This window comes from Bradyrhizobium sp. Crot121 (assembly GCF_059512385.1).
Genome location: NZ_JCAMOR010000010.1, coordinates 123279 through 135372 on the forward strand (window position 1 = coordinate 123279; position 12094 = coordinate 135372).

The following is a 12094-nucleotide window of genomic DNA, read 5'->3' on the forward strand; positions in this document are numbered from 1 at the left end:
CTCTCCTCCTTTGGTCGATCAATTCAGCGCTGTGATTTTGAGGGAATCGTCTTCGAGCCACGCCTGGGCCGGCCGGCTGCGCAGGCTTTCGCCGATGTCCTCTGCGGTCTGGTAGTAGCCATCGATGGCCAGTAGTTCGGCTTCGATCCTCTGGCAGAAGATCCGTGCCGATGAATTGCCGTTGATGCCGGCCATCGCCCGGCCGCGCAGCGTTCCATAGACATGAATGGAACCGCCGGCGACGATTTCGGCGCCCGAGCCGACCGAGCCCAGCACGGTGACATCGCCATCCGTGAACACGATCGACTGGCCGGAACGCACCGGCTGGTCGAGCAGCAGCGATGTCTGTTTCGGCTTCGCCGGCTTGGTTTGCGGCTTTGGCGGCTCAGACTGCGGGAGCCCGCAGGGCCGGCCGCCCGTGAGCAGCGGCGGCAGGCTGTTGGTGAGATGGTCGGGGCTGACGCCCTCGATGCCGAGCACGCGGATGTTGCGCTGCTCGAGGTTGGCAACGAGATGCTGGATCGCGCTCTGGCTGAGGTCCAGCGCCGAGAGGTCGAGCACCACCGGCTTGCCGACGAAGAATCCGGGTGAACGGGCGAGCGTCGCGTCGATTTCCCCGAGCCAGTTCATGATCGGGACCACGGGGGTAAACACGAACGCAACGTAGGATCGGCCCCGCATGCGGACCAGTTGACGGTTTGACTGCACAGGTGCGTCCATCGCGGCCGACTCAGCTCCTTTTCGAATGGTTAATGATCGGTAGCCATGGTTAATCATCCGTTAACGGCCCTGTCATTCCACGGAATAAAGGCATAAAAGGCCTGTCCCGGCGGACCGGAGGGCAACAGCATGACGAGGCGGCCGGCGAATCAGTGCCGTAGCCCGCCTATAGAGATCTCAGGAGATCATGGCGATCCGGCGATGATGCCGAAGCGCAGGCCCTTTTCCTTGAGCCACCGGCGATAGGCGACGGAGGAGCCGTCGGCCCGGGTCGGGATTTCCGCGCGCGGCTCGAGCGGCAGCCGCAGGGGACGCTGGTTCTCGACGATGATGCGGTCCTGCGAAAAGATCACCTGCTCGAACTTCAGCATGTCGTTGTAGGCCGACTGCGCATCGACCAGGAACATCACCGGCTGGGCGCGGCACAGTTCCTCCTCGATCGGCTGGATGAACAGCGCGATCGCATCGAGCCGCGAGGGAGCCGAGGGGCAGACCCGGTAGAGCATCACCGTGAACGGCGACGGCACGCGGTAGGTGAGCTGCACGAAATCGCCTGATGATTCCGTCACCGCGATGCGCGGCTGGAAGAAGCGGCAATTACTCGCCCAGACCTCGTCGACGTCGCGGCGGATCTCGCTCACATAGCTCGGCACCTCCGTGTGCGGCACGGCGCCGAGGATGTCGTGATGGACGTAAGGGAAATGCGCCATGTCGAGGAAATTCTCGATCACCCGCGGCGCGGAAGTGCGCATCTTGACCCAGCCGCAAATCACGAAACGGCGGTCCTCCTCCGCGGCCTCGGCGATGTCGAAGATCTCGCGCCGCGGCTGGCCGAGCGTGGTCCAGAGGCAGCCATAGCGCTCGCGGGTCGGCAGCGGCGCGGCCGGTGTACCCGCGACGATTTCCCGTACGCGCGGGGCGCCATCGGCGTCGCAGTCGATGATCAGATCCTGGCCGAGCAGGCGCGTGAGGCGCGGCGTTGCCGTCACCTCGGACAATGTCTCGATCGCGTACCATTCGTTCAGCGCGACGGGATCAGTGGTCTTGGCCATCGCCTCCCCCAGCCGCGCCGGTCCACTGCACCGAGCCGTGGACGTGCTCGGCGAGCCAGGCGGCGCGGCGCGCGAACAATCCCGGCGCCACCTCGTGAACGTGATCGATCAGCGCGCGCAGATCGGCTGTCTTCAACCGGCCGTCCTCGACGACGATCCGGCCGTCGACCATTGTCAGCGCGACATCGCCGCCGCGCACGGCGTGCACCAGATTGTGCTGCAGGTTGAAATAGGGTCCCTCGCCGAACAGCGGCGTCATCCGCGGCGTGTCGGTGCGCACCGCGATCAGGTCGGCCTTCTTGCCGATTTCGAGCGAGCCGATCTCGTGGTCGAGGCCGATGGCGCGCGCGCCCAGGATCGTGCCCATCCGCAGCGCGGTCCAGGAATCCAGCGCTGCGGCATTGAGCGACTTCAGCTTGCCGAGCAGCGAGGCCGCCTTCATCTCCTCGAACATGTCGAGATTGTTGTTCTCCTTCTCACCGTCGGTGCCGAGGCCGACGGCGAGGCCAGCCTGCAGCATCGCCTCGACCTGCGCGATGCCGCTGGCGAGCTTCATGTTGCTGACGGGATTGTGCGCGACCGAAACGCCGCGGCGGGCGAGCAGCGCGATCTCGGCGTCGTCGAGCCAGACCGCATGCGCGATCATCGCCCGCGGCGTCTCGAACAAGCCGAGATCGTCGAGCACGAACATCGGCCGCTTGCCGTAGCGCTTCTCGAACTCGGCGACCTCGATCGAGGCCTCGCTGCAATGGGTGTGGAAACCAGTGCGCTGGCGTTTCGCCATCTCGACCGCGCGGCGTTGCGCGGCTTCGTCGGCATAGAAGAGATGCTCGAGCCCGACCCAGACGGAGATGCGACCGTCCTCCTTGCCGTGCCAGCTCTCGATCATCCGTTCGTTGTCGTCGAGCGTGTCGAAATAATTGTAGTCCGGATGCTCGCCGACATAGGGCACCGCGACGAGGCGGTTGCCGATGGCGCTGGCCGCGCGTGCGCTGCCATCCATGAAGCGCCACATGTCGACCGTCGTGGTGGTGCCGGAGAGCACGCTCTCGGCGTAGCAGAGATAGGACGCGGCCTCCGCCTCGTGCGGCCGGAGCACGCGATGCATCGGATTGATGTGCAGGCGCAACCAGTCCCACACCGGCAGGTGCTCGGCGGTGCCGCGCAGGAAGCCGGAATGCATGTGGCAGTTCACCAGCCCCGGCATCACCAGGCAGTTCTTGAGGTAAGTGACCTCGGCCGCCGGCTCGGCGGCACAGAGCGCGTTGCTCTTGCCCACCGCAGCAATGCGGGCGCCGCGCACCAGCACCGCGCCGTCGGAGATAACACGGTTGGCTTCGTCCATGGTGAGAACGAAGTCGGCGGCGATGATCTGGTCCTTTGCGTTCATGCCGCCTGCTCTGCAGGTTTCATGCCGGTGATCAAATCGGCGGCGCGCTCGCCGATCATCACCACGGGCGCATGGGTATTGCAGGACGGGATGATCGGGATCACCGAGGCATCCGCGATGCGGAGGCCCTCGACGCCGCGCACCCGCAACTCCGGGTCGACCACGGCGCGCTCGCCTACGCCCATCGCGCAGGTGCCGCAGGTGTGGAAGAAGGTCGAGCAGCTCATGCGGATGAACGCGATCTTCTCGCTGCGCGATAGCAGACGGGTGGGCGCGGCCGGCGCCGCGATGAGATCGGCGAAGGCCTTGGTAGCAGAGAGTTCCATGATGGTGTCGATGCCGGCGATCAGCGCCTCGAGGTCGGCGGGCTCGGCGAGGAAGTTCGGCTGCAGCTCGATCGCCGCACCCGGCTCGGCGCTGTTGAGCCGCATGCGGCCGATGCTGGCCGAGCCCATCAAGCCCGGCGACATCGCGAAGATGTCGCCGGAGAGATCGTAACCCGCGGCAACCTCATCGTTGGCGTGACGGCCCTGCACGACGAAAGCGTGGAGATCGGGCGCGGCGAGCGTGGCAGCGCTCTTCCAGTTCATCATGCTGCCGCCGCCATTGTCGCGGACCGGCCCGAGCGGCGCCTTGGCGCGAAAATTCATGCCCATCAGCAGCGGATGGTCCTGCAGATTCTCGCCGACGCCTGCGAGGTCGGCAATGACTGATACGCCGAGCCGCGCGAGTTCCTCCGCCGGACCGATGCCGCTCATGAGGAGCAGCCGCGGCGTGTCGATCGCGCCGAGCGCCAGGATGATCTCGGAGTCCGCACGCGTCTCAACGATGGCGCCGTCGATGATCGCGCGCACCGCGCGGGCGCGGCGGCCCTCGAACAAAAGACCGATCGCGAGCGCGTTGGTGCGGATGGTGAGATTATTCCGCTCCGCCACGGGGCGGAGATAGCCGCGCGCCGCGCTCCAGCGCTTGCCTTCGCCGACGTTGAGATTGGCGAGGCTGGCGCCCTCATTGCTCGCGCCGTTCGGATCGTCGATCACGGGGATGCCGAGTTCGGCGGCGCCCGCGAGCATGGCGAGCGCGATCGGATGCGGATCGCGCGGCCGCTCGATGCGCAAAGGACCGCCGGCACCGCGACAGTCGGAGGCGCCGCCCTCCCAATCCTCAGCTCGCTGGAAGTAAGGCAGCACGGAACGGAAATTCCATCCCACAGCGCCCGCTGCCTCCCAGGCATCATAGTCGGAGGGGTGGCCGCGGTACCACAGCATCGCGTTGAGGCTCGACGATCCCCCGAGCACGCGGCCGCGCGGAATCGCGATGCTGCGATCGTTCAACTCGCGCTGCGGCGCGTAGCGATAACCCCAGTCGTAGGGGCCGCCGAGCAGCGCGGTCCAGTTCGCGGCATCCTCGATCGCGGCGATGCCGGCATCCGACGGTCCGGCTTCGAGCAGCAGCACACTCGCATCGCTGCGTTCGGCCAGCCGCCGCGCCACCACCGCGCCGCCGGACCCGCCACCGAGCACGATGTAATCATAGGCGGGGAGGAGCGCGGTCATGGCTGTTGCATTCTTGGCTCAATTGGTCCGCTTGCGCGTGTCACCTCTCCCCATCGGGGAAAGGTCGCGCCCAACGGGTCGCGCCGAAGGCGCGCCCGATGACAGGCTCCGGCGCGGGTGAGGGGCCGCCGGTCCGACGAGAGAGCGAAACCCCTCACCCGGATCGCATCTTGCGATGCGATCCGACCTCTCCCACAAGGGGAGAGGTGAAGAGGCGACGCGCAAGCAGATCGAGCCAATAACGTCATGCCTTAGTTATGCTCGCTCGGGCCCATGATGACGATGTTCTCGGTGCGCTCGACGTGGCGGACGAAGATGTATTTGTCCTCGCGCCCATCGCTGTGCTTGCGCTTGATGTCGGGCTGCACCGTGCCGGACACTTTTGCCACGACCAGATATGGCTCCTGCGCCGCCAGCCCGTCCGCGCAATGGCCGTCGAATTCCTCGATTGTGCGCGCGGTATAGGCCCGCGTCACGCCCGCGCCGCGCGCGATCGCGGCGATGTCGACGCGGCCGCTTGCCGTATGCGTCGGCGGGCCGCCGATCGACTGGTAGCATTCATTGTCCCAGACCACGACGAACAGATTCTTCGGCTGCTCGTTGGCGATGGTGGCGAGGATGCCGAGGTTGAACATCATGCCGCCGTCAGTATCGAGCGAGACGATGCGCCGATGCGGCAGGCCTGCCGCAAGACCAAACGCCTGCGCGCTGACGCAACCGAGCTGCTGCTGGAACAGGCTGGCATCGCGCATATGGGGAGCGGCGTTGTACCATTCGTCGACACTCGCGCCGAGCGAAAGAATCACGAGCTCGTCGGAGAGCCGGCGCGCCAGCGCCTTCATGCAGTGGAACCGCTTCATCGCACCACGCTCCCGCCCAGCGCGACCGCCGAGTGATAATAGGCCGAATAGGACCAACTGAACGCATCGGTGATGGCGCGCTCGATCCGCTCCTCTTCCGTCACGATGCGATAGGGAATGCGCAGCGCGTTCAGCACCGGCTCCATGGTGATGCCGTGCGGGATCGCCCACCAATTGTTCTCGCCGAGTTCGCCGCGATAGCTCATCAGCATCACCACTGGGATGCCGGCCCCGAGCCCCATCCGCGCCAGCGGCTCGACCGAGGCGCGCAGGCCCGAATTCTCCATCACCAGCGCCGCGCGCTTGCCCGACAGGAACACGCCACCGCAGATCGCGGCGCCCTCGCCTTCATTGGTGACGCGAATGGTGCGGATATCCGGGTCGGCGTCGAGCGCCGGATAGAGCTCTTTGAATAGCGAGTCCGGCAGATAGCAAACGAGGCTGACACCTGCTTGCTTCAAGCCGCGGATCACGGCGTCGACGGCGGATGGCTTCATGCAGATTCCCCTTTCGGGCAAAATCTCAGGCGCGAGATGTTCTGAATAGGCCCTGATTTCTCACCAGCCTGATGCGCCATGCGCAACATGTCTCAGCCGCCGGACAGGCCCTCGATCGCCCGCGTCAGCATGGTGGCGAGGCTCGAGGCCGCTTCCGACATGCCGGACTTGGCGCGCGACAGCAGCACCAGCTTTCGTGGCCGCAATTTGGGATCGCGCAGCGGCACGAACACCAGCGCCCCGCTCCTGATCTCGCGCTGAACGCCGATCCGCGTCTGCAGCGCGACGCCGTTGCCGCGCATGGCAAGATCGGCCATGACCGTGATCGAGTTGGTCAGCGCGCGGCGCCCGAAATCGATCGATGAGCCGTTCAGCGCTTCCTCGATCGAGGCACCGAGCGAAAGGCTGGCATCCGACAGCACGACGCGCTCGCCGGCGAGATCGAACAGCCTGAGCTCGCTGCGGCCGGCGAGCCGGTGCCCGGGATGCATCAGCGCCCCCATATTCAGCACCGTGCCGGCGAGCCGCTGCGCGTTGCGCGGCGTCTTGATGTCGAAAGCGATGCCGATGTCGCATTCGCCGTCGGCCACCGCGTCGAACGCATGTTCCGATCCCATCACCTTGATGTCGACGGTGATCGCCGGATAGCTCTCCCAGAACGTCGACATCACGTCGAGCAACAACCCGCGCGCGATGCTCTCCACCACCGCCACCGTAACAGTGCCGCGACGAAGACCCTGGAGGTCGGTGATCTCGGTGTAGGCGCGCGTCATCTCGCCCTGGCTGGCGCGCGTGCGGTAGAGCAGGATTTCGCCGGCGCTGGTGAGTTTCAGCCGCTGGCGGATGCGCTCGAACAGCGGCGTCTGCAGTTCGTCCTCGAGCTGACCGATCACGCGACTGATCGAGGACGGCGCGACATTGAGCACGCGCGCGGCCTGCCGGATCGAGCCGAGCTGGGCGACGAGCTGGAAATAATGCAGGCGCGTCGAGATCAGGCCGAGCCGGTGTGGATCCATCTGCTACTCGAACAGCGGCGCGAGCCGCATTTCCGGCACCAGCACCAGCCCCTTGTCGGTGATGCGGATTTCGGGGATCACCGACAGCGGGATCAGGTTGAAGCCCATATAGGGGATGGTGCAGCCGGCTTTCTGCCATGCCACCTTGAGTTTCTGCACCTCTTCGGCGACCTCGGTCACCCGCTTGTCGGAGAGCAGGCCCGCGATCGGCAGCGGCACCATCGCCTTCACCTTGCCGTCGGCAACGACGCAGACGCCGCCTTGATGATCCCTGATCGCAGCAAGCGCGACCTGCATGTCATCTTCGTTGGTGCCGGCAATGATGATGTTGTGGCTGTCATGCCCTACGCTCGATGCCACCGCGCCGTGCTTGAGACCGAAATCCTTGAGGACACCGTGGGCAACATTGCCGGCCGATTTGCCGTGGCGTTCCACCACAGTGACGAAACAGAGGCCGTAGCGCTCGAACAGCGGCTGCCAGTCATTGGCGGGCTCGATCGCGATGCGGTCGTGGATCAGGGTGATGCCGGGCAGCGCGGTTCTGATAGCATTGACGGTGCAGGCCTCGGTCGGCAGCGCCGGCGTCAGCTTCACCTCGTCAGGCAATTTCACCGTCGAATAGGCGGCTTGCGGATAGCGGTAGCGCTTCGACAGCGCGGCATCGAGCAATGGCGTGATCTTGCCGTTCTCGACCACGCATTCGCCGCCATACCAGGTGGCGTGTGGCCTCAGCGAATCATCGAGCAGCACCAGGTCGGCGCGCCGGCCGCCGCCGAGGCCGCCGATCTCGCCCTCGGCACCGAAGCGCGTAGCGCCATGCAGCGACCCCATCGACCATGCCTGTTCCGGCGACATGCCGGCTTTGACAGCTTCGCGGACCACCCAGTCGAGACCGAATTGCAGGAGATCGTCGGCATCGCGGTCGTCGGTGCAGACGGCGACGCGCTTATGCGACGCGCCGAGTTCGGTGATTGTTCGAATCGCCTGCGGCAGCGAGTGCCACGGCGTGGTCGGCGGACCGCCGCGCAGGAAGATCCAGACGCCGGCTTCCAAGAGATCGTCGGCGATATCGCGGTCGATCGCTTCATGGGTGTCGGTGACGCCGCTCGCGGCATAGGCCGCAACGAATTCGCGACCATAGACATGGCCCGACACCGGCCGTCCGCGCTTGAGCGCCGCGGCAAGGATCGCGTGGCTGCGCTCGTCGCCGAGCGTCACGGGGACGAAATCCATCTTCTCGCCGAGCGCCACCGCCTCCGGCCAGCGGTCGAACAGGCCGGCGATCTTCTCCGCGGTGAGATCGCCGCCGGCGGTCTCGAGTTCCGGCGAGGTGGCGGGCACCGTGCTCGGCACGGTCAGGAAGATCGAGAGCGGTGCCTCGCGCGCATCCTCCAGCATCGCCTCGACGCCGGCGACATCCATCACATTGCCGATCTCATGGCTGTCGCAGAAGATCGTCGTGGTGCCGTTGAGCAGGGCCGCTTCGGCATAGGCGCAAGCCGTCACCATCGAGGATTCGATATGGATGTGCGGATCGACCAGCCCTGGCGCGATGATGCCGCCAGCAACGTCCTTGATCGCGGCGTCGCCAGCGGCAGCCTTGTGCGCGCCGGCCGGCTTCACCGCGGCGATCCGCCCGCCTGCAATCCAGATCTCCCTGTTGTCGATGATCCGCTCCGAATAAGTCGAGAGCACGCGCGCGCCCGTGATGACGAGATCGGGCGCCGCCCGTCCCGAGGCAACGTCGGCGAGACGGCGGGTCATGGTGTGGAGCGGCTGGACGGAAAAGCGGGTGAGCCTGGTCATGGCGGCCTCTTACGTTGCGCGTGCGTGATCGGCCTCAATAATAGTCGGGAATGCCCGGCATGGTCACGAACCCCGGGGTAGTCCGCACGCGGCGCATCCAGCGCCGCAGTGCCGGATAGGCCTCATGTTCGATGCCGAAATCGCGGCTCAGCGCGATTGCCGGGAACAGCGCGAGATCGGCAAGCGATGGATTATCGCCAACGAACCAGGCGGCGCGATCAAATTCGCGTGCCGTCATGTGATCCTCCATCAGGCGGAAGGCGCGCCGCGCGGCAAAGCCCAGCGCCACCTCATCCCCTGGTTCGTCGAACATCGCCAGCCGCCGCGCGAGGAAGGCGGCATGGAGATCGCGGCTGGCAAATTGCAGCCACGCTGCGACCAGGCCGTGCGCCTTCGGTTCGGCGGGCAGCCACGCGTTACCGTTGTCATAAGCGCTGGCGAGATAGGTCATGATCGCTTCCGCTTCGCTCAGCACGATCTCGCCATCAGTTAGGATCGGCAGGCCGCCGCGCGGATTGAGTGCCATCAGCGCGGGCCCAAGATGTTCACGGCCTGGCACCATGTTGACCGCGACCTTGCGGTAGGACAATCCGAGCACAGACAGGACGAGCCGCACCTTGTAGCAATTTTCGTCGAGCTCGAAGTCGTAGAGGGTCATCTCGCTCACGGCGTCACCCCGTGACGCAGTTCGCCGGCGGGCCGCGCCGCTCCTTCGATCTCACGCCGCAAGGCTTCACCCCAGGCGGAGACGCGCTTCTGGCTATCGCCGGAATGGACGTCCGGCGGTCCGGCGATGACGATATGCAGCGCCGCCTCCACATCGGATAGCGGCTGCACCGCGACCAGAATTTCGTCGCCGCCGCTCTTGAGCGAGACCAGCGCATCGGTTCGCGACCGCTGCGTCGGGCCGCCGGCAATCGTCAACAGTGGGCATTCGGCCAGCACGAGCGCGTCGAAAATCTTGGCTGCCGAAGCATCGACATAGAGGCTGCGCACCGGTGTCACCGGCGCGCGCTCGGCAAACCCGATGTCCTGCGGCGCGTCGCTGTCGAGTTCGTTGTAGGCCCAGACGATGCCGAGCCGTTCGATCGAAGGACAGCTCGCAACCCGGATCGTGCTGGGGACGGCAAGATCGGGATGCGCCGGAATATAGCTGCATTGCGCCGCCGTATCGTACTGCCAGCCGTGATAGAGGCAGGCGATGTGGTTGTCGCGCACGAAGCCGAAACTCAAGCGCATGCCACGATGCGGGCAGCGATCTTCCCAGACGTGTGAAGCGCCCGCGCTGTCGCGCCAGACCACGAGCTCGCGGCCGAACAGCCGCGTGCCAGTAGAAGTGCCGCGCTCCAGCCCCTCCGCCAGCGCGACCGGATACCACCCTGTTTCCATCAACCCATCTCCATCGCGAACCCGGCGAACGCGCTGCAAGACTTACGCCGAGGCATTCTTCCGCCAGACATCCCGCACCAGGCAGTCGATCGGCCCGAGGCTGCACGCCATCTCGAACGCATCGACCAGCTCCGGCTGTCCTGAAACCGCCACCTCGATGCAATCAGGCGTCGCCGTCTCCACCACCGCGTCGAGCTGCAACCGCCGCGCGCGGTGGTTGACGAACTCGACGAAGCTGTCGACGCGAAACTGCCCTGCGAAGACGATAACGGTTGCTCCCTGCATGCGCTCACATCCCTGTGGTTCGATTTATTCGAGCGTGCCGCGATCAGGGCAAGCGGAAAGATTGCCCATGCATATCCTTTGAGCAGAGAAGCAGCGATCTGCTTGTTTTTTAAGGCATCGTTGCCGAACGATGTTGCGCTGGATCGATCACCGCAATCGAAAAAAAGCGCCTATGCGAAACAGCCAGCGCCAGACACGCTGACTATGCGCAAGCGTGCGGGATGGGCCGGTGATGCCGCCGATGCGCGGACTGCGGCATGGACCTTGCTACGGAAATCTTTCGGTAACAGAGCGCCGACACGCTGTGTCGACGATCGGCATTGCCCGGAGTTTCCGGCTGGTTTGGCCACGGCAACGATCCGCAACAGAACACGGGCTCCAACACGAGGCTTAGCTCAACCATGTCAGACCTCCGCCATCTGTCCCGCCGGCGCTTCCTGAACCTCGGCGCCGCCGCCGGCTCTTCGCTCCTGTTGCCGCCGGGCCTGATCCGGTCCGCGCATGCCGCGGCACCGCTGCCCGCGGTCGCCGAGAAGGACGCCGTGATCGCCTTCGGCCACACCGGGCCCGTCACCGATGAAGGCTGGACCTGGAGTCACGACCAGGGGATGAAGGCGGTGAAGGCTGCGTTCCCGCAAGTGAAGACCGTGTTCGTGGAGAGCATCCCCTACTCCGCCGATGCGACGCGCACGTACCGGCAGTTCGTCTCCGAGAATGCCTGCATGGTGTTCGCGACTTCGAACTATGGCGACTTCCTCTACGACGTGGCGAAGCGCTCGCCGAAGGTCGCGTTCTACGAATGCGACGGCCGCAACCCGCTCGACAATCTCAGCACCTATTATGTCGGGCACTGGTACCCGACCTATGTCACCGGCGTCGCCGCCGGCCTGATGAGCAAGAGCGGCAAGCTCGGCTATGTCGCATCCTTCCCGGTGCCTTCGGTGTTCTCCGGCACCAACGCGTTCCTGATGGGCGCGCGCTCGGTCAATCCGAACGCGACCATGCAGGTCATCACCATCAATTCCTGGTTCGATCCGCAGGCCGCCACCCAAGCCGGCACGGCGCTGCTCGACAATGGCTGCGACCTCCTGTTCGGCATCATGGACGAGGCCGGCTATCTGCAGGTCGCCGAGAAGCGCGGCGCAAAGGCGGTAATGTGGAACACGGATATCCGCCGCTACGGGCCGAAGGCCTACATCAGCTCGATCGTCATCGACTTCAAGCAATATTATGTCGGCGAGGTGAAGAAGCGGCTCGAAGGCACCTGGACGCCCTCCAGCACCATCCTGCCGATGGGCGCCGGCGTCGACCGCGACGCCTGGGGCGAGAGCGTGCCGGAGGATGTGCGCAAGCAGGCTGACGCCGTGCGCGAAAAGATCCTCGGCGGCTGGTCGCCTTTCGTCGGCGAGATCAAGGACGCCAAGGGCAATGTGAAAGTCGCCAGTGGCAAGCGCATGAGCGAGACCGAGCTCTACAACTGGGATTGGCCGATCGCCGGCATTTCGGGGCTCTGAAGCTGACCG

The 12094-nt window shown here is 65.5% G+C and carries 12 protein-coding genes; 1 reads left to right on the forward strand and 11 read right to left on the reverse strand.

Translation table 11 applies throughout. The features are described from left to right. Positions 1-18: 18 nt before the first annotated feature. From minC to AC5ZGW_RS12565, 11 genes are all read right to left on the reverse strand, one after another. The gene (gene minC, locus AC5ZGW_RS12515) at positions 19-720 is read right to left on the reverse strand and encodes a septum site-determining protein MinC (protein ID WP_130225892.1); all 702 of its coding nucleotides are present in this window, start codon (positions 718-720) and stop codon (positions 19-21) included. A 185-nt stretch (positions 721-905) separates the two neighbouring features. Then, positions 906-1772, reverse strand: coding sequence for an aromatic ring-hydroxylating oxygenase subunit alpha (locus AC5ZGW_RS12520; RefSeq protein WP_130225891.1), 867 nt, complete (start codon positions 1770-1772; stop codon positions 906-908). After that, positions 1756-3162 carry an amidohydrolase family protein gene (locus tag AC5ZGW_RS12525; protein WP_130225890.1) on the reverse strand — a complete coding sequence of 469 codons (1407 nt, stop codon included), beginning with the start codon at positions 3160-3162 and terminating at the stop codon, positions 1756-1758. The genes AC5ZGW_RS12520 and AC5ZGW_RS12525 overlap by 17 nt, the downstream gene beginning before the upstream one ends. After that, positions 3159-4718 carry a GMC family oxidoreductase gene (locus tag AC5ZGW_RS12530; protein WP_130225889.1) on the reverse strand — a complete coding sequence of 520 codons (1560 nt, stop codon included), beginning with the start codon at positions 4716-4718 and terminating at the stop codon, positions 3159-3161. Before AC5ZGW_RS12530 ends, AC5ZGW_RS12525 begins: the two co-directional genes overlap by 4 nt. Positions 4719-4969: 251 nt before the next feature. Next, positions 4970-5578: a thiamine pyrophosphate-dependent enzyme gene (locus tag AC5ZGW_RS12535; RefSeq protein ID WP_130225888.1), complete on the reverse strand. Its 609-nt coding sequence runs from the start codon at positions 5576-5578 to the stop codon at positions 4970-4972. After that, a complete protein-coding gene (locus AC5ZGW_RS12540) occupies positions 5575-6075 on the reverse strand; it encodes a thiamine pyrophosphate-binding protein (RefSeq protein WP_130225887.1) in 501 nt (166 codons plus the stop codon). Before AC5ZGW_RS12540 ends, AC5ZGW_RS12535 begins: the two co-directional genes overlap by 4 nt. Before the next feature lie 92 nt (positions 6076-6167). Further along, entirely contained in the window at positions 6168-7091 is a 924-nt protein-coding gene (locus AC5ZGW_RS12545; protein WP_130225886.1) for a LysR family transcriptional regulator, read from the reverse strand. 3 nt (positions 7092-7094) lie between these two features. Beyond that, entirely contained in the window at positions 7095-8897 is a 1803-nt protein-coding gene (locus AC5ZGW_RS12550; protein ID WP_130225885.1) for an adenine deaminase, read from the reverse strand. A 34-nt stretch (positions 8898-8931) separates the two neighbouring features. Then, complete coding sequence (locus tag AC5ZGW_RS12555; RefSeq protein ID WP_207231024.1) at positions 8932-9555, reverse strand: glutathione S-transferase family protein; 624 nt, start codon at positions 9553-9555, stop codon at positions 8932-8934. 5 nt (positions 9556-9560) lie between these two features. Then, entirely contained in the window at positions 9561-10286 is a 726-nt protein-coding gene (locus AC5ZGW_RS12560) for a Rieske 2Fe-2S domain-containing protein (RefSeq protein ID WP_130225883.1), read from the reverse strand. Between the two features lie 42 nt (positions 10287-10328). Further along, positions 10329-10571: a hypothetical protein gene (locus AC5ZGW_RS12565; RefSeq protein WP_130225882.1), complete on the reverse strand. Its 243-nt coding sequence runs from the start codon at positions 10569-10571 to the stop codon at positions 10329-10331. Between the two features lie 401 nt (positions 10572-10972). Here AC5ZGW_RS12565 and AC5ZGW_RS12570 point away from each other — a divergent pair, with 401 nt between their 5' ends. After that, positions 10973-12085, forward strand: a complete 1113-nt coding sequence (locus AC5ZGW_RS12570) for a BMP family ABC transporter substrate-binding protein (protein WP_130225881.1) — start codon at positions 10973-10975, stop codon at positions 12083-12085. Positions 12086-12094 lie beyond the last annotated feature (9 nt).

Bases quoted from the DNA above. Each gene is read 5' to 3' on its own strand.
- minC (WP_130225892.1), bottom strand. From the start codon at position 720: ATGGACGCACCTGTGCAGTCAAACCGTCAACTGGTCCGCATGCGGGGC.
- AC5ZGW_RS12520 (WP_130225891.1), bottom strand. From the start codon at position 1,772: ATGGCCAAGACCACTGATCCCGTCGCGCTGAACGAATGGTACGCGATC.
- AC5ZGW_RS12525 (WP_130225890.1), bottom strand. From the start codon at position 3,162: ATGAACGCAAAGGACCAGATCATCGCCGCCGACTTCGTTCTCACCATG.
- AC5ZGW_RS12530 (WP_130225889.1), bottom strand. From the start codon at position 4,718: ATGACCGCGCTCCTCCCCGCCTATGATTACATCGTGCTCGGTGGCGGG.
- AC5ZGW_RS12535 (WP_130225888.1), bottom strand. From the start codon at position 5,578: ATGAAGCGGTTCCACTGCATGAAGGCGCTGGCGCGCCGGCTCTCCGAC.
- AC5ZGW_RS12540 (WP_130225887.1), bottom strand. From the start codon at position 6,075: ATGAAGCCATCCGCCGTCGACGCCGTGATCCGCGGCTTGAAGCAAGCA.
- AC5ZGW_RS12545 (WP_130225886.1), bottom strand. From the start codon at position 7,091: ATGGATCCACACCGGCTCGGCCTGATCTCGACGCGCCTGCATTATTTC.
- AC5ZGW_RS12550 (WP_130225885.1), bottom strand. From the start codon at position 8,897: ATGACCAGGCTCACCCGCTTTTCCGTCCAGCCGCTCCACACCATGACC.
- AC5ZGW_RS12555 (WP_207231024.1), bottom strand. From the start codon at position 9,555: ATGACCCTCTACGACTTCGAGCTCGACGAAAATTGCTACAAGGTGCGG.
- AC5ZGW_RS12560 (WP_130225883.1), bottom strand. From the start codon at position 10,286: ATGGAAACAGGGTGGTATCCGGTCGCGCTGGCGGAGGGGCTGGAGCGC.
- AC5ZGW_RS12565 (WP_130225882.1), bottom strand. From the start codon at position 10,571: ATGCAGGGAGCAACCGTTATCGTCTTCGCAGGGCAGTTTCGCGTCGAC.
- AC5ZGW_RS12570 (WP_130225881.1), top strand. From the start codon at position 10,973: ATGTCAGACCTCCGCCATCTGTCCCGCCGGCGCTTCCTGAACCTCGGC.